Genomic DNA, 25,804 nt, shown 5'->3' on the forward strand with positions numbered 1-25,804 from the left:
AGGTCAGCATTTCTCTCGAGGGTAGAATGGATAATTTCCAGAAAGATATTGATGACAGGGCGAATCTGACCCTGTCGAACCGTTTTGAACTGTTGCTGTTCCGTCTTGGCACCTCTCTAAACGAAAATAAATCTGAGCTGTTTGGCATTAACGTCTTTAAGCTGCGTGAAATTGTGCCGATGCCGGAGTTCACGAAACCCGCCGGGATGAAATCACCGCTGATGGGAATGGTGAATATTCGCGATCAGGTGATCCCGGTGATCGACCTGGCCGCCGTGGCGGGCTGTAAGCCTACCACCGGGCTGAATATCCTGCTGATCACCGAATACGCGCGCAGCGTGCAGGCGTTTGCCGTGGAGTCGGTTGAGAACATCATGCGTCTGGACTGGAAGCAGGTGCACGCGGCGGAAACCGCCGTCAGCGGTCGCTACATCACCAGCATTGCGTGTCTTGACGAGAAGAGCGATACCAACGATCTGGCGATGGTGCTGGACGTTGAGCAGATCCTGTACGACATCACCCCGGCCAATCACGATCTGCACGCCACCAATCTAAAGACGACCAAATTCCATATTAAGCCGGGCGCGGTCGCCATCGTCGCGGAAGACTCCAAAGTGGCGCGCTCGATGCTGGAGAAAGGTCTGCAGGCGATGGAGATCCCGGCGCAGCTGCATATTACCGGCAAAGAGGCGTGGGAGAAAATTGGGGTTCTGGCCGCACAGGCGCAGGCTGAAGGCGTTCCCATCACCGATAAGATCGCGCTGGTGCTGACCGACCTCGAAATGCCGGAGATGGACGGTTTTACGCTGACGCGCAAAATCAAAACCGACCCGGTACTGAAAGATATTCCGGTGGTGATCCACTCTTCCCTTTCCGGCAACGCCAACGAAGACCATATTCGTAAGGTGAAAGCGGATGGCTACGTCGCGAAGTTTGAGCTGAACGAGCTGTCGTCAGTGATTGAGGAAGTGCTGGACCGCTCGATGAAGAAGATTGACGGGCCGTTGATTAGCCGCAAACAGCTGGCTTAAGCATGGTGCGGGCTGGTGCCCTCACCCCGGCCCTCTCCCACAGGGAGAGGGAGAAAACCATAAAAAAACCCGCCGAGGCGGGTTTTTTGTTTTTACATTAATGGCATCGCTCGCTGCACGATATCAATCAGCGGCTGCGGATAGATACCGAAGATCAGCACCAGCAGCGCGGAGATGAGAACCACAATACCGCCAGCGCTGTACTGCCAGTTGGTTGGGGCATCACGGTTGAGCTGCTGAGGCGCGCTCAGGTACAGGCTCACGGCCACGCGCAGGTAGTAGTAGAGACCAATCGCGGAGCCGATCACCACGCCCGCAGTCAGCCACCACAGGTGCGCCTGCACACCGACGGCCAGCACGTAGAACTTACCGATAAAGCCGAGCGTCATCGGGATACCCGCCAGAGAGAGCATCATCACCGTCATCACCGCAGACAGGATCGGACGGTGCCAGAACAGACCACGGTAGGAGAACAGTGAATCGGCATCCGGACCACGGTACGGGCTGGACATCAGGCTCACCACGCCGAAGGCGCCGAGGCTGCTGAACAGGTAACCGGCCAGATAGACGCCCACGGCTTCCATTGACATCTCACCGCTCTGCAGCGCAATCAGCGCCACCATCAGGTAGCCCAGATGAGAGATAGACGAGTAGCCCAGCAGACGTTTGATGTTGGTCTGGCTCAGCGCCATCAGGTTACCGAAGATGATGGAGACGAACGCAATAATGCCCAGCACTACGCGAACCGCTTCGCTGTCACCCACCGGTGCGTACAGGAACAGACGCATAACCACCCCGAAGATGGCGATTTTGCTCGCCGTCGCCAGGAAGGTCGACACCGGCGCTGGCGCGCCCTGGTAAACGTCTGGCGTCCACAGGTGGAACGGCACCAGAGAGAGTTTGAAGCCAAGGCCAACAATCATCATGCCCAGACCCGCCAGCAGCAGCGGCTCATGCAGCATGCCGTCACCGAGGCTCTTGCCGAGCGCCATAAAGGAGAGGTTACCGGACTGTGCGTACACCAGCGCAATACCAAACAGCAGGAACGAGGACGCCGCCGCAGACAGGATGGTGTACTTGATGCTTGCTTCCAGCGAGCGCTTCTGGCGGAAAGCGTAACCAATCAGACCGAACAGCGGCAGAGAGATCAGCTCAATGCCGAGGAACAGCGCGGCCAGGTGGTTCGCATTCGCCAGCAGAATGCCGCCCAGCGCGGCAATCAGAACCAGCAGGTAAAACTCTTCTTTGTTGTCGTTGTAGCCTTCGAGCCACGGGTACGCAAAGGTACAGGTTGCCAGGCTCGCCAGCAGCACCAGACCGGTATACAGCATGGCGTAACCGTCAACGCGCATCAGCGGGGTGACGTCCATCGCCCCACCCTGGCCAACAAACCAGAGAGAGACTAACGCGGCGTTCAGGCCGATGACCGACAGCGTGGCATTCAGGAAGTGATTGCGTCGCCACGCAATGGAGAGCATCACAACCACCACCGTCAATCCGACGATCAGCAGCGGTAGCAGCGCGATCAGTTGTTGTGGAGTTATTGTCATGGCGAATTACGGCCTTGTAGTAGAAACAGAATTAACAAACCACTGCTGGATATTGCCCATCGCGCTGTGCGAGGTATCCAGAATCGGCTGCGGGAAGAAGCCCAGCAGCACCAGCAGTACGACCAGCAGCAGGATGATGAACAGCTCACGCAGCGACATCCCCGGCAGTTCTTGTGCAGCAATTTCGCTCTTCGCTTTACCGAAGTAAGCGCGGTGCAGCATCGCCAGCGAGTAGACGGAAGCGAACACCAGACCAAAGGTGGAGATCACGGTAATCACCGGTACCACTTTGAAGCTGCCGAACAGAATCATAAATTCGCCGACGAAGTTACCGGTGCCCGGCATCCCCAGAGTCGCCACCGCGAAGAACATGGAGAGCGCTGGCAGCCACTTAATTTTGCTCCACAGACCGCCCATCATACGCATGTCGCGAGTGTGCAGACGTTCATACAGCTGGCCGCACAGGATGAAGAGACCGGCTGCGGACAGACCGTGCGCAATCATCTGGATCACCGCCCCCTGGTACGCCAGCTGGCTGCCGGTGTAGATAGCAATCAGCACGAAGCCCATGTGGGAAACGGAGGTATAAGCAATCAGACGCTTGATGTCGTACTGGGTGAAGGCCATCCAGGCACCGTAGAAGATACCGATCACACCCAGCCACATGGCAATCGGTGCGAATTCTGCGGAGGCGTTCGGGAACAGCGGCAGAGCGAAACGCAGCAGACCGTAGGCCGCCGTTTTCAGCAAGATGCCCGCCAGGTCAACGGAACCCGCCGTTGGTGCCTGAGAGTGCGCGTCTGGCAGCCAGCCGTGCAGCGGAACCACCGGCATTTTCACCGCGAACGCGATGAAGAAGCCCAGCATCAGCAGATATTCCACGCCGTGCGACATTGGGGTCTTCAGCAGGTCTTCGTAGTTGAAGGTCCAGGTGCCGGTCGCGTTGTGGTGAACAAACACCAGCGCCAGAATGGCAATCAGCATCACCAGACCACTCGCCTGGGTATAGATGAAGAACTTGGTTGCCGCCGTGATACGCGTTTTACCGTCGGACGCCTTGTGGCCCCACAGCGCGATCAGGAAGTACATCGGCACCAGCATCATCTCCCAGAAGAAGAAGAACAGGAACATGTCGATGGCAAGGAACACGCCGATTACGCCGCCCAGGATCCACATCAGGTTCAGGTGGAAGAAGCCCTGGTATTTTTCGATTTCACGCCAGGAGCAGAGTACCGCCAGAACGCCGAGCAGACCGGTCAGCACCACCATCAGCAGTGAGAGACCGTCAATCGCCAGGTGGATCGTAATGCCGAAACGTGGGATCCACGGCAGGATGAACTCAGACTGCCACTGCGGAATACCCGCAGACTGGGTCAGTGAGTAACCGCCCTGCAACCACAGTTGCAGGCCAAGCGCGAGCGTCAATCCCATGGTGATCAGCGCGATCCAGCGCGGCATCTTCACGCCAAAGCGTTCAGTCTGCCAGCACAGGAAGCCGCCGATGAAGGGAATTAATATTAGCCAGGGTAGTAACATGGCGATTTACATTCCTTTTTAAGGCCCCCAGCAGGGGCCTGATTTTCAACGAATTCGAATAAAATTCACTTAACGATCAACGCAACACCATCAGCAGCGCCAGCACGACAACCGCACCGATGCTCATGGACGCCACATACCAGCGCAGGTAACCGTTCTCGCTGTACAGCAGGCCTTTGCCTGCAAAGCGGGAAAGGATCGCCGGGATATTCATCAGGCTGTTCAGCGGGTCGCGCTTCAGCAGCCACGCGATGCCCAGGAACGGCTTAACGAAGATCATGTCGTACAGCCAGTCGAAGCCCCACGCGTTGTACCACCAGGTGCCCAGCAGGCGGCCCGGCGCACTGTTGGCCACAGCAGTGACCAGCGTACGTTTGCCCAGCCACAGCCATGCTGCGATCAGGATGCCCGCGATAGCGACCACACCGGAGGTGATTTCAAGCGTCAGAACGCGACCGTGCTCAAGCTCGGTGGTGTCTGGCAGTACGCCCTGCAGCGGAGGCACAATCATCGCGCCAACGAAGGTGGACAGTACCAGCAGCACAATCAGCGGCAGGTGATGGGTAATCCCCTTCCCTGCGTGAGCATGAATTTGTTCTTTACCGTGGAATACGATGAAAATCATACGGAAGGTATACAGGGAGGTCATGAACGCACCGACCAGACCCGCAACCATCAGATTGATATGACCATTCGCCATGGCACCCGCAAGGATTTCGTCCTTACTGAAGAAGCCCGCGGTGATCAGCGGCAGTGCCGCCAGCGCCGCGCCGCCCACCAGGAAGCAGACATAGACCAGCGGGATAGACTTACGCAGTCCGCCCATTTTGAAGATGTTCTGCTCGTGATGGCAGGCCAGAATCACCGAACCGGATGAGAGGAACAGCAGCGCTTTAAAGAACGCGTGCGTCATCAGGTGGAAAATGGCCGCGTCCCACGCCTGAACGCCCAGCGCGAGGAACATGTAACCAATCTGGCTCATGGTTGAGTACGCGAGAACGCGCTTGATGTCGGTCTGCACCAGCGCGGCAAAGCCTGCCAGCACCAGCGTGACCGCACCGACGATACCCACCAGATGCAGAATTTCCGGGGTCATCAGGAACAGGCCATGGGTACGCGCAATCAGGTAGACACCGGCGGTAACCATGGTCGCAGCGTGGATCAGCGCGGAGACAGGGGTTGGACCCGCCATCGCGTCGGCCAGCCATGTCTGCAACGGCAGCTGTGCGGATTTACCCACGGCACCACCCAGCAGCATCAGCGTTGCCCACCACAGCATGTTATTGCCTGCGGCGAAGTGCGCTGGCGCCAGTTCCACCATTTCGCGGAAGTTCAGCGTGCCCAGTTCGTTGTAAAGAATGAACAGCGCGAAAGCGAGGAAGACGTCACCCACGCGGGTCACGACGAACGCTTTCATGGCCGCTGCGCCATTCTTCGGATCGGTATAGTAGAAACCGATCAGCAGGTAAGAACACAGACCCACGCCTTCCCAGCCCAGATACATCAGCAGCAGGTTATCGGCCAGGACCAGAACCACCATGCTGGCGATAAACAGGTTGGTGTAGGCGAAGAAGCGGGAGTACCCCTCTTCACCGCGCATATACCAGGAGGCGAACATGTGGATCAGGAAGCCGACGCCGGTGACCACGGAGAGCATGGTCAGGGAGAGACCATCCAGCACCAGGTTGAAACCGATGTTGAAATCACCGACTGACATCCAGGTCCACAGCGGCACGCTGAAAGGCTGACGCCCGTTGTTAAAGAAGTCGATACCCGCATACGCTGTCACCAGCGCGGCCAGGCCAACAGAGCCCATGCCGACGGTTGCAGACAGATTCTCAGACCAGCGGCCGCGAGAAAACGCCAGCAGCACGAAGCCAATCAGCGGAAAAATAATGGTTAAGGCAAGCATGTTCATCCACGCAACTCACTTACTGAATCGATGTTCAGATTCTGGCGGCGACGATGGAGCTGCAACAACAGCGCCAGGCCAATACTCGCTTCGGCAGCCGCGAGGCTGATGGCGAGAATGTACATCACCTGACCATCGGTCTGGCCCCAGTAGCTTCCTGCGACCACGAAGGCCAGCGCGGAGGCGTTAATCATGATTTCCAGCCCGATCAGCATAAACAGCAGATTGCGGCGGATAACCAGACCGGTCAGACCCAGAACGAATAAAATCGCAGCGAGGATCAGTCCATGTGTTAAGGGGATCATGCGCGCTCCTCCGTTTTTCTTTTCGCGCGGTCGTCAGTGCGGTTGCTCAGCACCTCGCCAGCACGCTCTTCGCGGCCAACGTGGAAAGCCACAACCAGACCTGCCAGCAGCAGCATTGAGGCCAGTTCCACTGCCAGAACGTATGGGCCAAAGAGCGTGATACCCACCTCTTTCGCGCCAATCGGCGTGCCGTCGATGCCCTGATCGTTAACACCCAGAATGGCGTAAACGATCACCACCAGCATGATGGCCGACAAAATTGCCGGGCCGATCCACACCTGCGGTTTTAACCACTGACGTTCCTGCTCAATTTCAGAGCCGCCCAGGTTCAGCATCATCACCACGAACACGAACAGCACCATGATGGCCCCGGCGTAGACGATGATTTCCAGCGCACCGGCGAAGTGCGCGCCCAGTGCGAAGAACACCCCGGAAATGGCCAGCAGCGAGATGATTAAGTACAGCAGCGCATGCACCGGATTGGTGTGCGTGATCACTCGCAGCGTAGCCAGGATGGCGATAAGGCCACAGATATAAAAAGCGAATTCCATTGCCCTCTCCTTACGGTAACAGGCTCTTGACGTCGATAGGCTTAGCTTCGTTCTCTGCTTCGCCCTTATCTTTGCCGTCGATTGCCATACCCGCCATCCGGTAGAAGTTATATTCCGGGTATTTGCCCGGACCGGAAATCAGCAGATCCTCTTTCTCGTACACCAGGTCCTGACGCTTGTACTCACCCAGTTCGAAGTCTGGAGTCAGCTGAATCGCCGTGGTTGGGCACGCTTCTTCACACAGACCGCAGAAGATGCAGCGTGAGAAGTTGATGCGGAAAAACTCAGGGTACCAGCGGCCGTCTACCGTCTCGGCTTTCTGCAGAGAGATACAGCCGACCGGGCACGCTACCGCACACAGGTTACAGGCAACGCAGCGCTCGGAACCGTCCGGGTCGCGCGTCAGCACGATACGGCCACGGTAGCGCGGCGGCAGATATACCGGCTCTTCCGGGTACATCCGGGTTTCGCGTTTGGCAAACGCATGCAGGCCGATCATCCAGATACTACGTACCTGGGTACCGAAGCCTACCAGTAATTCTTTTAAGGTCATGGTCTATTGCCCCTTATGGCTGCTGCCAGAGAATGACAGCGGCCGTTACCAACAAGTTGACGAGCGTCAGCGGCAGGCACACTTTCCAGCCGAAGGACATTACCTGGTCATAACGCGGACGCGGTAACGCTGCGCGAATCAAAATGAACATCATCATGAAGAACGCGGTTTTCAGCGCGAACCAGATGAACGGCGGTAAGAACGGGCCATGCCAGCCACCGAAGAACAGCGTTACCATCAACGCGGAAATGGTGACAATACCGATGTACTCGCCCACGAAGAACAGACCGAATTTCATACCGGAATATTCGATGTGGTAACCGTCGGCCAGTTCCTGTTCGGCTTCTGGCTGGTCAAACGGGTGACGGTGACACACTGCCACGCCCGCGATGGCAAAGGTAATAAACCCAAAGAACTGCGGAATAACGTTCCAGATGTCGGCCTGGTTGTTGACGATGTCGGTCATGTTGAATGAACCGGCCTGCGCCACCACGCCCATCAGGGAGAGCCCCAGGAACACTTCGTAGCTCAGGGTCTGCGCGGAAGCACGCATCGCACCCAGCAGCGAGTATTTGTTGTTACTGGACCAGCCTGCGAACAGGACCGCGTAAACCGCGAGGCCTGCCATCATCAGGAAGAACAGAATGCCGATGTTCAGGTCAGCGACCACCCAGGTCGGGCTGACCGGCACGATAGCAAACGCCAGCAGCAGCGAGGTGAAGGCGATCATCGGTGCCAGAGTAAAGATCACGCGATCCGAGAAGCGCGGGATCCAGTCCTCTTTAAAGAACATCTTGATCATATCCGCGACCAGCTGGAGTGAACCACCCCAGCCCACGCGGTTCGGTCCGTAACGGTTCTGGAACAGACCGAGCAGACGACGTTCACCAAAGCTCATGAACGCGCCGCAGGTGACCACCACCAGCAGGATAACAATCGCTTTCAGAATGCTCAGCAGGATGTCGATAAGATCCGGCGTTAACCAACTCATGCTTTTGCCTCCTGCAGATTATCAAGACGCGCACCCGCCAGAACCGGCGCGATGCCAGGCATACCCATCGGCAGACCGACCTGCCCTGCTGTTAGACTTTCAGAAATAATCAGCGGCAGGCTGATAGTCTGGCCGTCATAGCTAAAGGCGATGTTCGCACCCGCGTTAACGCCAAGCTTCGCGGCATCCGCCGGGTTAAGCTTGATGTACGGCTGCGGCATACGGGTCTGGAAGACCGGTGAACGCTGGGACAGCTCGTCGCTACCGAACAGGTGGTAGTACGGCGCAATACGCCAGCTACCGTCCTGCGCCTGGAAGCTCGCCGGTACGGTGGTGAAGAAGTCCAGACCGGTTTCGGAAGCTTCAATCAGACGCACGCCCGGATCGCCGTGGCGCAGGGAACCGCCCACTTCAGCCTGGAACTTGTTCCATGCCTGCGGGGAGTTCCAGCCCGGTGCCCATGCGAACGGGATTTGCGAACGCGGCGCAGACGGCTGGTTGTTCCCTTCCATGGAGAAGGCGAACATGGTGTCTTTATCCTGCGGCTGGCGCGGTTCGTGCACGCTGATATTGGCGCGCATTGCGGTACGGCCACTGTAACGGTGCGGTTCACGCGCCAGTTTCTGGCCGCGAATGCGGAAGCTGGCTTCAGGCGCGGCATCTTTAATGCCTGCCAGCTGAGGCAGTTTTTCCACCACCGCGTCGATAACGTGGTCGAGCTGCGTCCAGCCCACTTCACGGCTCTGCACGGTGCTGTGCAGGGAGTGCAGCCAGCGCCAGCTTTCCAGCATCACGGTGTTGCTGTCGTAGTAAGCCGGGTCATAAACCTGGAAGAAACGCTGCGCGCGGCCTTCGTTGTTGATAACGGTACCGTCGCTTTCTGCGAAGCTTGCCGCAGAGAGCACCAGGTGCGCTTTGTCCATAATCGCGGTGCGCTGATGGTCAATCACCATCACCAGCGGCGCTTTGGAGAGCGCGGCGTCAACGCGAGCGGCAGAAGCATGACGATGCAGGTCGTTTTCCAGCACCACCACGGCATCAGCGGCACCGGATTCCAGTTCGCTTAACGCGGCTTCCAGCGAGCCGCCGCCAATCATGCCCAGACCAATGCTGTTCACCGCACGGGCAATCATGGTCACACCGACGTCAGCACCGCGGCCTTTCAGAGCTTTGGCCACGTTGGCTGCGGCCTGAATGATCTCTGCGCTACCGGCGTTGGTACCGGAAATAATCAGCGGTTTCTTCGCACCGGCCAGGGCCTGAACAATCACGTCAACCTTGTTTTGCAGGTCGCGATCCAGCTCAACGGCCGGTGAGTTGTTGTCCAGCGCGTGGGCAATGGCAAAACCAAGACGCGCCTGATCTTCAACCGGGGCGCAGTAGGTCCACGCCGCGATATCGTCCAGACGGGTATTGTCGACGTTGGTCACAAACAGAGGATGCTTCGCGCGCTGACCGATGTTCAGGATCGCCGCAATCTGCCAGTCAGCCACTTTTTGCGCCGCTGCCATTTCACGTGCTTTACCCTTCACCGCCTGACGAACCGCCAGAGCCGCGCGGGCGCCGGTCTGGGTCAGGTCTTCACCCAGCACCAGGACCGCATCATAGGATTCGATTTCGCGCAGCGCAGGGGTATGGATACCGCCTTCACGCAGCACTTTCAGTACCAGCTGCAGACGTTCCTGCTCGCCCTGGGCGATGCCGGTATAGAAGTTTTCCGCCCCGACCAGCTCGCGCAGCGCGAAGTTGCTTTCGATGCTGGCACGCGGGGAGCCGATACCGATCACTTTCTTCGACTGGCGCAGAATATCTGCCGCGCCCTGCATCGCCTGTTCTGCGTTCAGGGTAATGAAATCGTCGCCACGGCGCTGAACCGGCTGACGCGGACGGTCTTTCAGGTTCACATAGCCATAGCCGAAACGACCGCGGTCGCACAGGAAGTAGTGGTTAACGGTACCGTTGTAGCGGTTTTCGATACGACGCAGTTCGCCGTAGCGCTCACCCGGGCTGGTGTTACAGCCGAGGGAACACTGCTGGCAGATGCTTGGCGCAAACTGCATGTCCCATTTACGGTTGTAACGCTCGGAGTGAGTTTTATCCGTGAAGACGCCGGTCGGGCAGATTTCTACCAGGTTACCGGAGAATTCGCTCTCCAGCACGCCGTCTTCCGGACGACCGAAGTAGACGTTGTCATGCGCGCCATACACGCCCAGATCCTGACCGTCTGCATAGTCTTTGTAGTAACGCACGCAGCGATAGCAGGCGATGCAGCGGTTCATTTCGTGAGAGATGAACGGCCCCAGATCCTGGTTACGGTGGGTACGCTTGGTAAAGCGATAGCGACGGAAGCTGTGACCGGTCATCACGGTCATATCCTGAAGGTGGCAGTTACCGCCCTCTTCACAAACCGGACAGTCGTGCGGGTGGTTGGTCATCAACCACTCCACCACGCTTTCGCGGAACTGTTTGGCTTCTTCGTCATCAATCGAAATAAAGGTGCCTTCGGTGGCTGGCGTCATACAGGACATCACCAGGCGACCACGCGTGTCTTCCGCGTTTTGATATTGCTTCACCGCACACTGGCGGCAAGCACCGACGCTGCCCAGCGCCGGATGCCAGCAAAAGTACGGAATATCGAGGCCAAGAGACAGACAAGCTTCCAGCAGGTTGTCCGCCCCGTTGACTTCGTATTCTTTGCCGTCTACATGAATCGTAGCCATTAGCATGCTTCCAGTTGGCTCGGTCGAAACCGAGCGTTAATCAAAATTCTTGTCGTTACCAGCGCGCTTTAAGCAGGTTCGGCTGAATCCCATTGATCGCATGGGTATTGCTGAACGGCTGCTTGATGCCTGCTTCGAACTCGTCGCGGAAATATTTGATCGCGCTCTGCAGAGGTTCGACGGCACCCGGTGCGTGGGCACAGAAGGTTTTACCCGGGCCTAAGAATCGACACAGTTGCTCAAGTGTTTCGATATCGCCAGGCTGGCCTTCGCCACGTTCGATTGCACGCAGGATCTTCACGCTCCACGGCAGACCATCACGGCACGGTGTACACCAGCCGCAGGACTCACGGGCGAAGAACTCTTCCAGGTTACGCACCAGCGACACCATGCCGATCTCGTGGTCGACGGCCATCGCCAGCGCCGTACCCAGACGGCTGCCTGCTTTACCAATGCTTTCGAATTCCATCGGCAGGTCAAGGTGGGCTTCGGTCAGGAAGTCTGTCCCTGCCCCACCCGGCTGCCAGGCTTTAAATTTCAGGCCATCGCGCATGCCGCCGGCGTAGTCTTCAAGAATTTCGCGCGCGGTGGTACCGAACGGCAGTTCCCAGACGCCAGGATTTTTCACGCGACCGGAGAAGCCCATCAGCTTGGTACCGGCATCTTTGCTTGAGGAGATGCCCTGATACCACTCCACGCCGTTCGCGAGGATAGCCGGAACGTTACACAGGGTTTCGACGTTGTTTACGCAGGTCGGTTTCCCCCACACGCCGGAGCTGGCCGGGAACGGTGGCTTGGAACGCGGGTTCGCGCGGCGGCCTTCAAGGGAGTTAATCAGCGCAGTCTCTTCACCGCAGATGTAACGCCCGGCACCGGTGTGCACGAACAGTTCGAAGTCAAACCCGGTGCCCAGGATGTTTTTGCCCAGCAGTCCCGCTTCGGTGGCTTCGGCAATCGCGCGACGCAGGTTTTCCGCTGCTTCGATGTACTCACCGCGCAGGAAGATGTAACCACGGTACGCTTTCAGCGCAAACGCGGAGATCAGCATGCCTTCCACCAGCAGGTGCGGTAGCTGCTCCATCAGCAGGCGGTCTTTATAGGTGCCCGGCTCCATTTCATCGGCGTTACACAGCAGGTAACGGATGTTCATGGATTCGTCTTTTGGCATCAGGCTCCACTTCAGACCAGTGGAGAAGCCCGCGCCGCCGCGGCCTTTCAGGCCAGACTCTTTTACCGCGTTAACGATGTCGTCCGGCGCCATGCCGCCAAGGGCTTTACGCGCACCGGCATAGCCGTTTTTGCTCTGATATTCGTCGAGCCATACCGGCTGTTTGTCATCACGCAGACGCCAGGTCAGCGGATGCGTCTCAGCAGTACGAATTACAGTTTTCATTTGTACTGCTCCAGCAGGTCAGGAATCGCTTCCGGCGTCAGATGGCTGTGAGTGTCCTCATCAATCATCATGGTCGGCCCCTTGTCGCAGTTACCCAGGCAGCAGGTTGGCAGCAGAGTAAAGCGACCATCGAATGTGGTCTGGCCCGGCTTGATATTGAGCTTCTTCTCAATCGCAGCCTGAATGCCCTGATAACCGGTGATGTGGCAGACCACGCTGTCACAGTAGCGGATCACATGGCGGCCCACCGGCTGACGGAAGATCTGGCTGTAGAACGTGGCTACGCCTTCTACGTCACTTGCCGGAATACCCAGCACTTTCGCGATCGCATAGATCGCCCCATCCGGCACCCAACCACGCTGTTTCTGTACGATTTTCAGCGCTTCAATGGACGCCGCACGCGGGTCTTCGTAGTGGTGCATCTCGTGCTCAATGGCGGCACGTTCTGCTTCACTCAGCTCAAAAGCCTCGGTTTGTGGTTGTTGATTCTCGTGCATAATTAGCGGTCCACATCTGACATAACAAAATCGATACTACCCAGATACACAATCAGGTCGGAGACCAGACTGCCGCGGATGGCGGACGGGATCTGCTGCAGGTGCGCAAAGCTCGGCGTACGCACGCGGGTACGGTAGCTCATGGTGCTGCCGTCACTGGTCAGGTAGTAACTGTTAATACCCTTGGTCGCTTCAATCATCTGGAAGGATTCTTGCGCCGGCATGACCGGACCCCAGGAAACCTGCAGGAAGTGGGTGATCAGGGTTTCGATATGTTGCAGCGTGCGCTCTTTCGGTGGCGGCGTCGTCAGCGGGTGATCCGCCTTGAACGGGCCTTCCGGCATGTTGTTGAGGCACTGCTCAAGGATGCGCAGACTCTGGCGCAGCTCTTCCACTTTCAGCATCACGCGGGTGTAGCAGTCGGACACGCCGCCGCCCACCGGGACTTCAAAGTCGAAGTTCTCGTAGCCAGAGTAAGGACGGGCTTTACGCACGTCGAAATCAATACCGGTTGCGCGCAGACCTGCCCCTGTCGTCCCCCACTCCAGCGCCTCTTTCGCGCCGTAGGCAGCAACGCCCTGGGAACGGCCTTTCAGGATAGTGTTGCGCAGCGCGGCTTTCTCGTAAGACGCCAGACGTTTCGGCATCCAGTCGAGGAATTCACGCAGCAGACGGTCCCAGCCGCGCGGCAGATCGTGTGCCACACCGCCGATACGGAACCAGGCCGGGTGCATACGGAAACCGGTAATGGCTTCTACCAGATCGTAGATTTTCTGACGGTCGGTAAAGGCGAAGAAGACCGGGGTCATCGCGCCGACGTCCTGAATGAACGTGGAGATGTACAGCAGGTGGCTGTTGATACGGAACAGTTCTGACAGCATGACGCGAATCACGTTAACGCGATCCGGCGTAACAATACCCGCCAGTTTCTCAACGGCCAGCACGTATGGCATTTCGTTGACGCAGCCGCCGAGGTACTCGATACGGTCGGTATACGGAATGTAGCTGTGCCAGGACTGACGCTCGCCCATCTTCTCAGCACCACGGTGGTGGTAACCGATGTCAGGCACGCAGTCGACAATCTCTTCGCCGTCGAGCTGAAGAATAATACGGAATGCACCGTGCGCAGACGGGTGGTTTGGACCGAGGTTGAGGAACATGAAGTCCTCGTTGTCGGTACCGCGCTTCATGCCCCAGTCTTCCGGTTTGAAGGTCAGCGCTTCCATCTCCAGATCCTGCTTGGCTTTGGTCAGCTCAAACGGATCGAATTCGGTGGCACGTGCCGGGTAGTCTTTACGCAGCGGGTGGCCGGTCCAGGTCTGCGGCATCATGATGCGCGTCAGGTGCGGGTGGCCGTCAAAGGTCATGCCGAACATTTCCCAGGTTTCACGCTCGTACCAGTTGGCGTTCGGGAAAAGTTTGGTGATCGTCGGCAGATGCATGTCGTTTTCAGACAATGCCACCTTGAGCATGATATCCGTATTACGGTCTATTGAGATCAGGTGGTAGAAAACGGAAAAATCCGCAGCAGGGAGACCCTGGCGGTGCGTTCTGAGACGTTCATCCATGCCGTGTAAGTCAAACAGCATGACGTACGGTTTTGGCAATTTCTTGAGGAAATCGACAACTTCCAGCAATTGTTCACGCTTCACCCAAACAACGGGTACCCCGGTGCGGGTAGCCTGAACAGTAAAGGCATCCGGCCCAAAACGGTTGCGCAGTTCGCCAATGACTGGGTCATCCAGATGATCCCGGGTCTGCCAGGCGGCTTCTTGCGCGGTTAAGTCGGTCATATTGTTCACCATTGCAAATGGTCCGTGGTGACTGTTGAGCCTGGCTTCGCGCTATTTGAGTAGTGATATGCGAAGGTGTTCTCCAGGCCTACAGGCGCAAATTAAATTTCGTCAGGCGTACGCAGATTGGTGACGGCAATACGTTCACCACGTTTACGCTCGCGCTCAGACTGCATGTTCGCGCGATACACACCCTGATCGCCAACGACCCACGACAGTGGGCGACGTTCTTTACCGATAGACTCCTGCAGCAGCATCAGCGCCTGCATGTAGGCTTCCGGACGAGGCGGACAACCCGGGATATACACATCCACTGGGATAAATTTATCTACGCCCTGTACGACGGAATAGATGTCGTACATACCGCCAGAGTTAGCACATGCGCCCATGGAGATAACCCATTTTGGCTCCAGCATCTGGTCATAAAGACGCTGAATAACAGGTGCCATCTTGGTAAAGCAGGTACCGGCTACCACCATCAGGTCAGCCTGACGTGGGGAAGCACGCAGTACCTCTGCCCCAAAACGCGCAACGTCATGCACCGCAGTGAATGACGTCACCATTTCAACGTAGCAGCAAGAAAGGCCAAAGTTGTAAGGCCAGATGGAGTTCTTACGACCCCAGTTGACCATATCGTGCATGGCATGTTCGAGTTTGCCCATGTACACGCTTTTATTGACTTCTTGCTCCAGGGGGTCGGTTACGATCTCCTGTTTTTGCAGGGGGTAACGGTCATTCTCACCGTTAGGATCTATGCGGGTGAGCGTATAATCCATCTTATTGCCTCGCTGTTACTGCTGACGATTAGAGATACTGTTTTCCGGGTTGATGTGTTCACGACGTGAACGCGCAGGCGTCCAGTCAAGCGCGCCAATACGCACCAGATAAACCAGACCGGCCAGTAGCACTAAAATGAAAATTGCGGCCTCGACAAAGCCCACCCAACCACTTTCGCGAATGGAGGTCGACCATGCGAAAAGGTAAAGCGCTTCCACGTCGAAGATGACGAAGAACATGGCTACCAGATAAAACTTGGCAGACAGGCGTAAGCGAGCGGTACCTACTGAATCAATACCTGATTCGAAAGGTGTGTTTTTGTGCCTTGCACGGGCGCGACCGCCCAGGAACCAGCCGCCGACTAACATCAGGCAGCACAGGCCAATGGCTACAATAAGAAAGATTGCGAATGCCCAGTGATGAGCGATGACTTCTGTGGATGTTGACATACTCATTGCTTACTCATCAAAAGTGATACCAACGACACTGCTCTTGCTGGCAGATGGGCATCACATCGATTCATGGGGAGGAACAAATAACCTTACACTAACTGTCAGAAATGAGACGTAGACAGCAAAATGATGGGGTTTTTTACTCCTTTCTATAACCTATTGTCAACTTTAACAAAGGTTTCTTCACATTAAATTACATCGAGCGATTCTCATTAACATTTGGTGCCCTTTAACCCTGGTGGGTACATGACTTTCCGTCAAATGTATGTTGTTGAATCGTGTCCGTTTCGGAAGTAAAAAAAATAACCCTCCTATTTTGACAGGATTTGCCAACGATTCCTCCCCCCAAATAGGAGTATTTTCTTGATCTGCGACACGCTTTTGTTAATTCAACCTGGAAAACGGCAACATATTTCCTGTTTTTTTAACATAGGAGGGATGTGGATGAAGTTAGAACGGAAAGCGGACAAGTTTTAGACAAAAGCATTTAGTTCATTGATAAATATAGAACATCCTTAAAAACCACGCACCATAAGCGGGTATTTTTGCTAAAAAAAAGCCACTGCATGTGAAAATCACACGAGTGGCTTTTTTTTACACTTACATTTTGTTACCAGAATTCTGAGCTGGCGATCACTCAAAATCCCCTTCAACGATCAGGGAGTCATCCCCCCCTTCGGAGGTAACGCGCTCGAACTGCCATGGGTTATGGTAGTTTTCCATCGCCTCGAACACCACCTTCGCCAGTTCGTTATGACTGGACGAATTGTGGCAGAGCAGATACTCCGTATCCGGCAGTGCAGGCAGGCCATCGGATTTGCCCAGAACGCGCAGATCGGGGCTCATCATTTCTACCGGACGGGCGGTGACACCCAGACCGGCTTTCACGGCGGCACGCACCGCTGGCAGCGTGGATGCCACATACGCCAGACGCCACGGAATATTGGCCTCATTCAGCGCCGTCAGTACCATATCGCGGAACGGGCTCGGGTCATCCAGCAACACCAGCGGCACCGGCTCCCCTTTTTGCAGCACGTATTCGGCCGCGCAATACCAGTGCGTAGGCGATGTACGCAGCGTCAGGCAGTCAAACTGCCCGGGACGATGCGTGGTGACCACCAGGTCGACTTTATTCTCATTTAACATCTCAACCATAAAAGCATTGCGCTTTACGCTCACGTCCAGCGCAAGCTTCGGATAAACCGAACTAATACGATTGAGAAGAAACGGCAATATAGTATCCGCCGACTCATCAGATGCACCTAACGTTAGCACGCCCTGAAGGTTGCTAAACATTAATGACATACATGCTTCATCATTAAAGCGAAGAATTTTCCTGGCATAACCCAGAAGCTGAATACCGTGTTCCGTTAAGAGCTTATTACGCCCGTGACGGGCAAAAAGCTCTTTACCAACCAGTTGCTCCAGCCGCTGCATTTGCTGGCTGACGGCGGACTGAGTTCGGCAAACGGCGGCAGCAGCTGCTGCAAAAGTGTTGAGATCGGCGACCGCAACAAACGTTCTCAGCAGATCGAGGTCGAGATTCATTATCGGACGATTTGCATTTATCATATCTATTCACTTTCAGGTTGCTCGTGCGGAGCTGCCCGGGTTGAAGCTGTGTGTGTACAGTTAAGCAATTCCCTCTGAAGATTTTCCCTCGCATCCCGGCCCGGCAGACTGCCTGACAGATAGTTATTGTGCTGCTTTATATCAACAGTCAGAAAGCACGTTTCATGACGATATTTTTATTCTCTTAAACGTTCAGGATATTTAGATGTTCGCAGGTTTATGTAAATTACATTAAAGGTATAACACCTTTTCTGCCATCTGTATCGCAGCGCTGTCAACGTAGCAGGAGATGTGCGACACATTCCAGCCAGAGATAACTCTAACAATAACAATCAATTAATTCGGAAAACCAGGGTCAGATATACAAAAAACGTGCATCTGCCCTCTGCTTTCCTGGAAGACATCTTAACCCAAATCCACTTTATTTATAAGTCTTATTGCAATATTAAGGATTAAAGAAGAATGTTAAGCTTCTAAACTAATTTTATTAAAATTAACTAAAGTTGCATTTTATAGGTTAATAATAAATAAATTTTAATTTAGATTAAGACCATTCATTAATGGCACTTAACATTAATTTCACATGGGTAACTTTTATCCACAGTATGCTATTACAGAAACAGGTATCAAGCATTCAGGTTTTACGAAAAGTCACTCAGGGTGACTGCCACCGCTGTCCAGCTCACCACTTATTTTTAACAGCACATTATACAGTATTTTGGTAAATGAATAGCACATTTAACCTATGCTCTCGCTATGCGCACAACTTTAAGACAGTGAAAAAGCGTACCCGCAGCGAAAAAGATTCATCAAAAATTTGCACCCCGCACAAAATCTTCTACTGCACACCCTTCAAAACGAAGCGAGGGGGGAGTACATTATTCCGTGCTGACTTCCACGGCAGGGAGCGGCAATAATAGCGAAAAGGTTAAAGGTTCATGTCCCCTATCGAAAAATCCAGCAAGCTAGATAACGTCTGTTATGACATCCGCGGCCCGGTTCTGAAAGAGGCAAAACGCCTTGAAGAAGAGGGCAACAAGGTTCTGAAACTCAACATTGGTAACCCTGCGCCATTTGGTTTTGAAGCGCCGGATGAAATTCTGGTTGATGTGATCCGCAATCTTCCCACTGCACAAGGCTATTGCGATTCAAAAGGACTTTACTCCGCACGTAAAGCCATCATGCAGCACTACCAGGCACGTGGTATGCGCGATGTTACCGTTGAAGATATCTATATCGGCAACGGCGTCTCCGAACTGATTGTGCAAGCCATGCAGGCCCTGCTGAACAGCGGGGACGAAATGCTGGTCCCTGCGCCGGACTATCCGCTGTGGACGGCTGCCGTGTCGCTGTCCAGTGGTAAAGCGGTGCACTATCTGTGCGACGAATCCTCTGACTGGTTCCCGGACCTGGACGATATTCGCGCAAAAATTACGCCCCGCACGCGCGGTATCGTCATTATTAACCCGAACAACCCGACGGGCGCGGTCTACTCAAAAGAGCTGCTGATGGAGATCGTCGAGCTGGCGCGTCAGCACAACCTGATCATCTTCGCCGACGAAATCTACGACAAGATCCTGTATGACGCGGCACAGCACCACTCAATCGCTGCGCTGGCCCCGGATCTGCTGACCGTCACCTTTAACGGCCTGTCTAAAACCTACCGCGTGGCCGGTTTCCGTCAGGGCTGGATGGTGTTAAACGGTCCGAAAAAGCACGCCAAAGGCTATATTGAAGGGCTGGAGATGCTGGCCTCCATGCGTTTATGCGCCAACGTTCCGGCACAGCACGCGATCCAGACCGCGCTCGGCGGCTATCAGAGCATTAGCGAGTTTATCGTGCCCGGTGGTCGCCTGTACGAACAGCGTAACCGCGCGTGGGAGCTGATCAACGATATCCCGGGCGTCTCCTGCGTGAAGCCGAACGGGGCGCTCTATATGTTCCCGAAAATTGACGCGAAGCGCTTCAATATTCACGACGACCAGAAAATGGTGCTCGATTTCCTGCTGCAGGAAAAAGTGCTGCTGGTTCAGGGGACGGCGTTTAACTGGCCGTGGCCGGATCACGTGCGTATCGTGACGCTGCCGCGCGAAGATGACCTCGAAATGGCCATCAGCCGCTTCGGGCGCTTCCTCTCCGGATACCATCAGTAACATTGCCTTTCGGCCGGGTGGCGCTTCGCTTACCCGGCCTACAAAATCCGCAAATTTGCATCTTGCCTCCCCTCCCCGCACAATGAACGCCTGTCGCAGTGAAGACAAAAGGTAACCTATGAGTCAGAGTCATTTCTTTGCCCACCTCTCCCGCCTGAAACTCATCAACCGCTGGCCGCTGATGCGCAATGTTCGCACGGAAAATGTGTCAGAGCACAGCCTGCAGGTTGCGATGGTCGCTCACGCGCTGGCCGCCATTAAAAACCGCAAATTCAACGGTCAGGTCAATCCAGAGCGCATCGCCCTGCTGGCGATGTACCACGATGCGTCAGAAGTGCTGACCGGCGATCTGCCTACGCCGGTGAAATATTTCAACTCGCAAATTGCGCAGGAATATAAGGCCATTGAGAAAATTGCCCAGCAGAAGCTGATTGAGATGGTGCCCGAAGAACTGCGTGATATCTTCGAGCCGCTTATCAGCGAGCATCAGTATACGGAAGATGAAAAGTCGCTGGTCAAACAGGCCGACGCGCTGTGTGCCTATCTGAAGTGTCTCGAAGAGTTGTCCGCAGGGAATAACGAATTCCTGCTGGCGAAAACGCGCCTGGAAAAAACGCTGGAATCCCGCCGCAGCGAAGAGATGGATTACTTTATGCAGGTGTTTGTACCGAGCTTCCATTTATCGCTGGATGAAATCAGCCAGGATTCGCCACTCTGATTTTCGCCCAGCGGCGCTGCGCTTGCAGGGCCTACGGGGTTGTAGGCCGGGTAAGGCGTAGCCGCCACCCGGCAAAATGCTCAGAACGGAAACAGGACCGGTATCAGTACCACGCACACCACCATCACCAGCACGGTGAACGGCACGCCCAGCTTCACGAAATCGCTGAATCGATAGTTCCCCGGTCCCAGCACCAGCGTGTTCACCGGTGAAGAGACCGGCGTCATAAATGCCGCGGATGCGGCCATCGCCACCATCATCGCAAACGGATACGGCGACACGCCCATGGACTTCGCCATCGCCAGCGCGATAGGCGCCATCAGTACCGCCGTCGCGGTGTTCGAGATAAACAGGCCGATGGTGGCGCACATGATAAACAGGCAGACCATCATCATGTACGGCCCATACCCGCCGCCCACGTCCATTAAGCCTTTAACGATCAGATCCACCCCACCGGTTTTTTGCAGCGCCAGGGCGAAGGGCATCATCCCGACAATGAGAATGATGCTCGGCCAGTGAATGGCTTTATAGGCGCTTTCGGCGTCAATGCAGCGGAATTTGCCCATCAACAGGCAGGCGATGATTGCGGCGACCGGATTGGGGATCTCATCGGTCAGCATCAGCGCCACCATCAGCACCAGACAAAAAATCGCGTGTGGCGCCTGGCTGTGCGCTGGCGATGCGTCGCTCTCCTCGACAGGCATGTTGAGCACCACAAAATCACGCCCTTTTTGTCCGAGCTGGCTAATGAGCTTCCAGTTACCGACAACGAGAAAGATATCGCCCAGCAGGATCGGCTCATCCACCACCGCCCCTTCCATCGCTACGCCATCGCGCTTCAGCCCCACGACGTTCAGGCCATAGCGGGTACGGAACCCCATCTCCCGCACGGTTTTACCCAACAGTTCCGACTCCGGGATCAGCGACACCTCGGCCATGCCGACATCCAGCGCCTGATCGGAGAAATACTCCCCGCGCAGCACCATCGGCTCCAGCAGCTGTTCGCTGCAAAACTCGCGCAGGTCCACATCCGCGGTGGACATATCAATCAGCAGGACGTCACGCGCGCGGAATTCCGACACCCCGTTGACGTTGACGATCACCCGACGAAACCGCCGCCAGCGCTCTACGCCGATCACGTTCGCGCCATAGCGCTCACGCAGCTTCAGGTCATCCAGCCGCTGTCCCACCATCGGCGAGCCGGGGCGAATAGCCAGACGGCGCGCGCGCCCGGTAAGGCGGTACTCTTTAATCAAATCGCGGAAGGTGCGTCGCTTCCATCCTTCTTTGTTTTTGTCCTGTTTTTCACCCTTCAGGGCGAACCGGGTCAGCAGCATGTAGACCACGCCCATGACCAGAATGACCAGCCCAAGCGGGGTGACGCTGAAAAAGCTGAAGCCCTCAAATCCTTCCCGGATCAGTTCGCTGTTAACGACCAGATTCGGCGGCGTGGCCACCAGCGTCATCATCCCGCTGATCAAACCGGCAAAACTCAGGGGCATCATCAGGCGCGACGGCGAGCTCTGCATCCGCATGGAAACACTCAACACCACCGGGATAAAGATGGCGACCACGCCCGTGGAGCTCATAAACGCCCCCAGTCCGGCGACGGTCACCATCAGGTAGATCAGCATCTTGGTTTCGCTGCTGCCCGCCACCTTCACCAGCCACGACCCCATGATGGTCGCTACGCCGGTGCGCACCAGCCCATCCCCGATGATAAACAGGGCGGCAATCAGGATAACGTTGGGATCGCTAAATCCGGAGAAGGCTTCCGGCAGCGTCAGCGTTCCGCTCAGCACAAACGCGACGATAACAAACAGGGCGACGGCGTCCATGCGTACCTTGCCCGTGGCAAAAAGAATGATGGCGATTAAAAGCAGGCTCAGGACCCAAATCAGTTCACCGTTCACAACCTATCCTTGTCAGTGGAAGATGAGGAATTTTGCCATAAAAAAGCCCCAGCAATGTGGGGCCATATCATGGGATTACACTTTTAGCGAGACGGTTACAACTCCGTCAGAGGCTTTTGAAACAGACAGTGCCGTCAGGGAATCCAGCACCAAATCCGCCTCCTCCAGGCGGGGCGAACCGGCCGGAACGTTAACGGCGATGACGTGGCTACCTGCGTTCAACCCGGCCAGTACGCCAGCCGCCGCATCTTCCACCACCACGCACTCTGCAGGATCGAGGCCCAGCAGTTCAGCGCCCAGTAAAAATGCGTCAGGCTCCGGTTTACCCCGCTTCACGCGCTCCGCCGTGATAAACACGTCCGGCGTCGGCAACCCTGCCGCCTTGTGTCGGGCGTGGGCAACCGGCACGGAACCGGAGGTGACGATAGCCCACGGGATCTGCGCCTCGTTCAGATGCTCAAGCAGTTCGCGCGCGCCCGGTAACGCGGTGATGCCGTCCGTATCGGTGGCTTCAATGTGTTCCAGGTATTTGAACTCCGCCTGAATGTCGTCCTCAGAGCGTCCGGCCAGGAAGTGCCGTAGCGAGGTGATGGCCTGTTTGCCATGGATAAAATTCAGCACGTCCTGATGGTCGATGCCATGTCTGTCAGCCCAATGGCACCAGGAACGTTCCACAACCGGCAGCGAATCCACCAGCGTACCGTCCAGATCAAACAGAAAACCTCTACACTGCACACGCACCTCCGTCAGGCATTAATGATTTGTTGAATTTCGTTGCTGCTTAAATGGTACTGACGCGGGCAGGCATGCCACGCGCTCAGCATGCGCTGATATTTATCCCACATCGGGGTCTGCGCGTTGAAGCCGTGGGTACCCGCGTCAAAGTGGGTATAACGCCCTTCTGTATTCACCATAAAGCGAACATAGCTCAGATAACGCGCTTCCGTTGCGGCATCAAAGCCTAAGAAGGTGACGCGGCGCTCGTCAATGGACTGTTGATCTTTGAGATTCGTCCAGGAGACGTGCAGGGCGTGATACATCTCCATAATGTCGATCACGATGCGACAGGTTTCTTCTTTCAGCTCGCCAAACTCGCGGTCCAGTTCGCGCATTTGCAGACCAAAGCCGCGTTCGACGATGGTTTGCAGGCGGCTGTAGCGCGCAGCGTTATCGGGATCAAGCATAGTCATCATCTTGTACTGGTTGGACAAAATCAGACGTTGAGCATGGGTCATTTCCATCTTTCGACTCCTGTAGCGCATTGCACTTAAAAAAAAGACACGGTAACTGATTGTTACTGTGCCCTCTTTTCGTCGTCGTTTCGATGATCAATCACAAATCATCGAGGAATGTTTTATCCAGTTGCTTAAAAGCACGCTTTAACGTGTCCGCCAGCGCCTGGTAATCCGGCTTGCCTTCCACCGGGGCGAGCGCCTGACCGGCCTCTTCCAGCTTACCGCGCACTTCATAAAACCAGTGTAAAATAGAAGGAGGAAGTGGCGTGATGGACCGTTTACCTAACCACCACAGACCCTGCATCGGCAGGCTTAATGCGAAGAGCGCCGTGGCAACGGCAGGTCCAAGCTGCCCACCCAGCGCAATCTGCCAGCACAGCGTAAAGATAGCGACAGGCGGCATAAAGCGAATCGCATAGCGCGTGGCGCGGATGGTGCGATTCTCAATAAACATCGGCGCAAGGCGCTTTTCCATTGGCCACGTCTTTGCGTAATGCTGTCCCCGACGAAACAGACTGAAGAAATTTACGGACGGGTTCTCTGGTGTCGACATGGCTGTACCTCAACTTCACATATAAAAATTAAAATTTTCGTGCAAAACCACAACAAGCTATGACAACGTTCAAAATATTTTGTCATCTCTACCCCGTATCGGGTATCCTGTGCCAGCCTGATAGGGCCATAGACGAGAATCATTAGCTCGTCAAATTATTGCATATTATGCCATTGGCTGAAAATTGTGCAAAATGGCATAAAATCATAGTTATTTCTTCCATCATGCCACAATGTTCGTTTGGCATGATGTTAATCATAAATGTCCGAGTCATCATGCGTTACGCTGTTAGACTCACTGACGTTTTTTTAGCCACGTATCAATAATAGGTACTTCCATGTCGAGTAAGTTAGTACTGGTTCTGAACTGCGGTAGCTCCTCACTGAAATTCGCCATCATCGATGCGCTCAACGGTGACGAATACCTCTCTGGTTTGGCCGAATGTTTCCATCTGCCTGAAGCACGTATCAAGTGGAAGATGGACGGCAGCAAACAAGAAGCGGCTTTAGGTGCAGGCGCCGCTCACAGTGAAGCGCTGAACTTTATCGTTAACACTATTCTGGCACAAAAACCAGAACTGTCTGCTCAGCTGACTGCGATTGGTCACCGTATCGTCCACGGCGGCGAAAAATACACCAGCTCCGTCGTGATCGACGACTCTGTGATCCAGGGCATCAAAGACTCTGCCTCTTTCGCACCGCTGCACAACCCGGCTCACCTGATCGGTATCGCTGAAGCGCTGAAATCCTTCCCGAATCTGAAAGACAAAAACGTGGCCGTATTCGACACCGCGTTCCATCAGACCATGCCGGAAGAATCTTACCTCTATGCCCTGCCATACAGCCTGTACAAAGAGCACGGCGTACGTCGTTACGGCGCGCACGGCACCAGCCACTTCTATGTGACTCAGGAAGCGGCAAAAGTGCTGAACAAGCCGGTTGAAGAACTGAACATCATCACCTGCCACCTGGGCAACGGTGGTTCTGTTTCGGCTATCCGCAACGGTAAATGTGTTGATACCTCCATGGGTCTGACCCCGCTGGAAGGTCTGGTGATGGGTACCCGTTCCGGTGACATCGACCCGGCGATCATCTTCCACCTGCACGACACCCTGGGCATGAGCGTTGACCAGATCAACAAAATGCTGACCAAAGAGTCTGGCCTGCTGGGTCTGACCGAAGTCACCAGCGACTGCCGTTACGTTGAAGACAACTACGCAGAGAAAGAAGACGCTAAACGTGCAATGGACGTTTACTGCCACCGTCTGGCGAAATACATCGGCTCTTACACTGCGCTGATGGAAGGCCGTCTGGACGCGGTTATCTTCACCGGTGGTATCGGTGAGAACGCGGCAATGGTTCGTGAACTGTCCCTGGGCAAACTGGGCGTTCTGGGCTTCGAAGTTGATCACGAGCGTAACCTGGCTGCCCGCTTCGGCAAGTCTGGCTTCATCAACAAAGAAGGCACCCGCCCTGCTCTCGTTATCCCAACTAACGAAGAGCTGGTCATCGCGCAAGACGCGCACCGCCTGACTGCCTGATTCCACACCGCCAGCAATGCTGGCGGTGCTGTTTTGTAACCCGCCCCATTTGGGCGGTA

Annotated in this window: 22 protein-coding genes; 4 read left to right on the forward strand and 18 right to left on the reverse strand. The window is 55.5% G+C overall.

Annotated elements, in window-relative coordinates:
* Positions 1–26 precede the first annotated feature (26 nt).
* Positions 27–1,031, forward strand: a complete 1,005-nt coding sequence (locus LJA86_RS11385) for a chemotaxis protein (RefSeq protein ID WP_032652809.1) — start codon at positions 27–29, stop codon at positions 1,029–1,031.
* A 92-nt stretch (positions 1,032–1,123) separates the two neighbouring features.
* On the opposite strand, the gene nuoN is transcribed toward LJA86_RS11385, so the two are convergent.
* The 14 genes from nuoN to lrhA all read right to left on the reverse strand — a co-directional run bounded on the left by nuoN (position 1,124) and on the right by lrhA (position 17,633).
* Positions 1,124–2,581: an NADH-quinone oxidoreductase subunit NuoN gene (nuoN, locus tag LJA86_RS11390; RefSeq protein ID WP_024908971.1), complete on the reverse strand. Its 1,458-nt coding sequence runs from the start codon at positions 2,579–2,581 to the stop codon at positions 1,124–1,126.
* 6 nt (positions 2,582–2,587) lie between these two features.
* Complete coding sequence (nuoM, locus tag LJA86_RS11395; protein ID WP_008500214.1) at positions 2,588–4,117, reverse strand: NADH-quinone oxidoreductase subunit M; 1,530 nt, start codon at positions 4,115–4,117, stop codon at positions 2,588–2,590.
* 76 nt (positions 4,118–4,193) lie between these two features.
* Complete coding sequence (nuoL, locus tag LJA86_RS11400) at positions 4,194–6,035, reverse strand: NADH-quinone oxidoreductase subunit L (protein WP_023325763.1); 1,842 nt, start codon at positions 6,033–6,035, stop codon at positions 4,194–4,196.
* Entirely contained in the window at positions 6,032–6,334 is a 303-nt protein-coding gene (gene nuoK, locus LJA86_RS11405; RefSeq protein ID WP_003861496.1) for an NADH-quinone oxidoreductase subunit NuoK, read from the reverse strand. The genes nuoL and nuoK overlap by 4 nt, the downstream gene beginning before the upstream one ends.
* A complete protein-coding gene (gene nuoJ / locus LJA86_RS11410; protein ID WP_008500212.1) occupies positions 6,331–6,885 on the reverse strand; it encodes an NADH-quinone oxidoreductase subunit J in 555 nt (184 codons plus the stop codon). Before nuoJ ends, nuoK begins: the two co-directional genes overlap by 4 nt.
* 10 nt (positions 6,886–6,895) lie before the next feature.
* The gene (nuoI, locus tag LJA86_RS11415; RefSeq protein ID WP_003861491.1) at positions 6,896–7,438 is read right to left on the reverse strand and encodes an NADH-quinone oxidoreductase subunit NuoI; all 543 of its coding nucleotides are present in this window, start codon (positions 7,436–7,438) and stop codon (positions 6,896–6,898) included.
* A gap of 13 nt (positions 7,439–7,451) precedes the next feature.
* The gene (nuoH, locus tag LJA86_RS11420) at positions 7,452–8,429 is read right to left on the reverse strand and encodes an NADH-quinone oxidoreductase subunit NuoH (RefSeq protein ID WP_008500211.1); all 978 of its coding nucleotides are present in this window, start codon (positions 8,427–8,429) and stop codon (positions 7,452–7,454) included.
* The gene (nuoG, locus tag LJA86_RS11425) at positions 8,426–11,149 is read right to left on the reverse strand and encodes an NADH-quinone oxidoreductase subunit NuoG (RefSeq protein ID WP_229226168.1); all 2,724 of its coding nucleotides are present in this window, start codon (positions 11,147–11,149) and stop codon (positions 8,426–8,428) included. The genes nuoH and nuoG overlap by 4 nt, the downstream gene beginning before the upstream one ends.
* A 55-nt stretch (positions 11,150–11,204) precedes the next feature.
* The gene (nuoF, locus tag LJA86_RS11430) at positions 11,205–12,542 is read right to left on the reverse strand and encodes an NADH-quinone oxidoreductase subunit NuoF (protein ID WP_008500209.1); all 1,338 of its coding nucleotides are present in this window, start codon (positions 12,540–12,542) and stop codon (positions 11,205–11,207) included.
* Complete coding sequence (nuoE, locus tag LJA86_RS11435; RefSeq protein ID WP_008500208.1) at positions 12,539–13,039, reverse strand: NADH-quinone oxidoreductase subunit NuoE; 501 nt, start codon at positions 13,037–13,039, stop codon at positions 12,539–12,541. The genes nuoF and nuoE overlap by 4 nt, the downstream gene beginning before the upstream one ends.
* A gap of 2 nt (positions 13,040–13,041) precedes the next feature.
* Positions 13,042–14,844: an NADH-quinone oxidoreductase subunit C/D gene (gene nuoC, locus LJA86_RS11440; protein WP_023312537.1), complete on the reverse strand. Its 1,803-nt coding sequence runs from the start codon at positions 14,842–14,844 to the stop codon at positions 13,042–13,044.
* Between the two features lie 89 nt (positions 14,845–14,933).
* On the reverse strand, positions 14,934–15,608 hold the full coding sequence (gene nuoB / locus LJA86_RS11445) for an NADH-quinone oxidoreductase subunit NuoB (protein WP_003861482.1): 675 nt from the start codon (positions 15,606–15,608) through the stop codon (positions 14,934–14,936).
* Between the two features lie 15 nt (positions 15,609–15,623).
* Positions 15,624–16,064 carry an NADH-quinone oxidoreductase subunit NuoA gene (gene nuoA, locus LJA86_RS11450; protein ID WP_006176516.1) on the reverse strand — a complete coding sequence of 147 codons (441 nt, stop codon included), beginning with the start codon at positions 16,062–16,064 and terminating at the stop codon, positions 15,624–15,626.
* 630 nt (positions 16,065–16,694) lie between these two features.
* Positions 16,695–17,633 (reverse strand): transcriptional regulator LrhA, encoded by a 939-nt coding sequence (gene lrhA, locus LJA86_RS11455; protein WP_021241557.1) that lies wholly within the window; start codon positions 17,631–17,633, stop codon positions 16,695–16,697.
* A 938-nt stretch (positions 17,634–18,571) separates the two neighbouring features.
* On the opposite strand from lrhA, the gene alaA reads away from it, so the two are divergent.
* Together alaA and yfbR are read left to right on the forward strand one after the other, a co-directional pair.
* Positions 18,572–19,786, forward strand: a complete 1,215-nt coding sequence (alaA, locus tag LJA86_RS11460; protein ID WP_008500204.1) for an alanine transaminase AlaA — start codon at positions 18,572–18,574, stop codon at positions 19,784–19,786.
* 118 nt (positions 19,787–19,904) lie between these two features.
* Positions 19,905–20,504, forward strand: a complete 600-nt coding sequence (gene yfbR / locus LJA86_RS11465; protein WP_229226169.1) for a 5'-deoxynucleotidase — start codon at positions 19,905–19,907, stop codon at positions 20,502–20,504.
* An 80-nt stretch (positions 20,505–20,584) separates the two neighbouring features.
* Here yfbR and LJA86_RS11470 read toward each other — a convergent pair whose 3' ends face one another.
* The 4 genes from LJA86_RS11470 to yfbV form a co-directional block, all read right to left on the reverse strand.
* Positions 20,585–22,417 carry an SLC13 family permease gene (locus tag LJA86_RS11470; protein ID WP_023344589.1) on the reverse strand — a complete coding sequence of 611 codons (1,833 nt, stop codon included), beginning with the start codon at positions 22,415–22,417 and terminating at the stop codon, positions 20,585–20,587.
* A gap of 75 nt (positions 22,418–22,492) precedes the next feature.
* The gene (locus tag LJA86_RS11475; protein WP_045908726.1) at positions 22,493–23,152 is read right to left on the reverse strand and encodes a sugar phosphatase; all 660 of its coding nucleotides are present in this window, start codon (positions 23,150–23,152) and stop codon (positions 22,493–22,495) included.
* A gap of 11 nt (positions 23,153–23,163) precedes the next feature.
* Positions 23,164–23,658: a YfbU family protein gene (locus LJA86_RS11480; RefSeq protein WP_008502874.1), complete on the reverse strand. Its 495-nt coding sequence runs from the start codon at positions 23,656–23,658 to the stop codon at positions 23,164–23,166.
* 91 nt (positions 23,659–23,749) lie between these two features.
* The gene (gene yfbV / locus LJA86_RS11485; RefSeq protein WP_008502875.1) at positions 23,750–24,205 is read right to left on the reverse strand and encodes a terminus macrodomain insulation protein YfbV; all 456 of its coding nucleotides are present in this window, start codon (positions 24,203–24,205) and stop codon (positions 23,750–23,752) included.
* A gap of 337 nt (positions 24,206–24,542) precedes the next feature.
* On the opposite strand from yfbV, the gene ackA reads away from it, so the two are divergent.
* Positions 24,543–25,745: an acetate kinase gene (ackA, locus tag LJA86_RS11490; protein WP_045334289.1), complete on the forward strand. Its 1,203-nt coding sequence runs from the start codon at positions 24,543–24,545 to the stop codon at positions 25,743–25,745.
* Positions 25,746–25,804 lie beyond the last annotated feature (59 nt).

The organism is Enterobacter sp. TCD1-1 (assembly GCF_020567405.1).
Taxonomy (GTDB): Bacteria; Pseudomonadota; Gammaproteobacteria; order Enterobacterales; family Enterobacteriaceae; genus Enterobacter; species Enterobacter quasiroggenkampii.

Bases quoted from the DNA above. Each gene is read 5' to 3' on its own strand.
- nuoF (WP_008500209.1), bottom strand. From the start codon at position 12,542: ATGAAAACTGTAATTCGTACTGCTGAGACGCATCCGCTGACCTGGCGT.
- nuoI (WP_003861491.1), bottom strand. From the start codon at position 7,438: ATGACCTTAAAAGAATTACTGGTAGGCTTCGGTACCCAGGTACGTAGT.
- nuoA (WP_006176516.1), bottom strand. From the start codon at position 16,064: ATGAGTATGTCAACATCCACAGAAGTCATCGCTCATCACTGGGCATTC.
- nuoB (WP_003861482.1), bottom strand. From the start codon at position 15,608: ATGGATTATACGCTCACCCGCATAGATCCTAACGGTGAGAATGACCGT.
- nuoJ (WP_008500212.1), bottom strand. From the start codon at position 6,885: ATGGAATTCGCTTTTTATATCTGTGGCCTTATCGCCATCCTGGCTACG.
- nuoH (WP_008500211.1), bottom strand. From the start codon at position 8,429: ATGAGTTGGTTAACGCCGGATCTTATCGACATCCTGCTGAGCATTCTG.
- LJA86_RS11385 (WP_032652809.1), top strand. From the start codon at position 27: ATGGATAATTTCCAGAAAGATATTGATGACAGGGCGAATCTGACCCTG.
- LJA86_RS11480 (WP_008502874.1), bottom strand. From the start codon at position 23,658: ATGGAAATGACCCATGCTCAACGTCTGATTTTGTCCAACCAGTACAAG.
- alaA (WP_008500204.1), top strand. From the start codon at position 18,572: ATGTCCCCTATCGAAAAATCCAGCAAGCTAGATAACGTCTGTTATGAC.
- nuoL (WP_023325763.1), bottom strand. From the start codon at position 6,035: ATGAACATGCTTGCCTTAACCATTATTTTTCCGCTGATTGGCTTCGTG.
- nuoN (WP_024908971.1), bottom strand. From the start codon at position 2,581: ATGACAATAACTCCACAACAACTGATCGCGCTGCTACCGCTGCTGATC.
- yfbR (WP_229226169.1), top strand. From the start codon at position 19,905: ATGAGTCAGAGTCATTTCTTTGCCCACCTCTCCCGCCTGAAACTCATC.
- nuoE (WP_008500208.1), bottom strand. From the start codon at position 13,039: ATGCACGAGAATCAACAACCACAAACCGAGGCTTTTGAGCTGAGTGAA.
- nuoM (WP_008500214.1), bottom strand. From the start codon at position 4,117: ATGTTACTACCCTGGCTAATATTAATTCCCTTCATCGGCGGCTTCCTG.
- nuoK (WP_003861496.1), bottom strand. From the start codon at position 6,334: ATGATCCCCTTAACACATGGACTGATCCTCGCTGCGATTTTATTCGTT.
- ackA (WP_045334289.1), top strand. From the start codon at position 24,543: ATGTCGAGTAAGTTAGTACTGGTTCTGAACTGCGGTAGCTCCTCACTG.
- yfbV (WP_008502875.1), bottom strand. From the start codon at position 24,205: ATGTCGACACCAGAGAACCCGTCCGTAAATTTCTTCAGTCTGTTTCGT.
- lrhA (WP_021241557.1), bottom strand. From the start codon at position 17,633: ATGATAAATGCAAATCGTCCGATAATGAATCTCGACCTCGATCTGCTG.
- nuoG (WP_229226168.1), bottom strand. From the start codon at position 11,149: ATGGCTACGATTCATGTAGACGGCAAAGAATACGAAGTCAACGGGGCG.
- nuoC (WP_023312537.1), bottom strand. From the start codon at position 14,844: ATGGTGAACAATATGACCGACTTAACCGCGCAAGAAGCCGCCTGGCAG.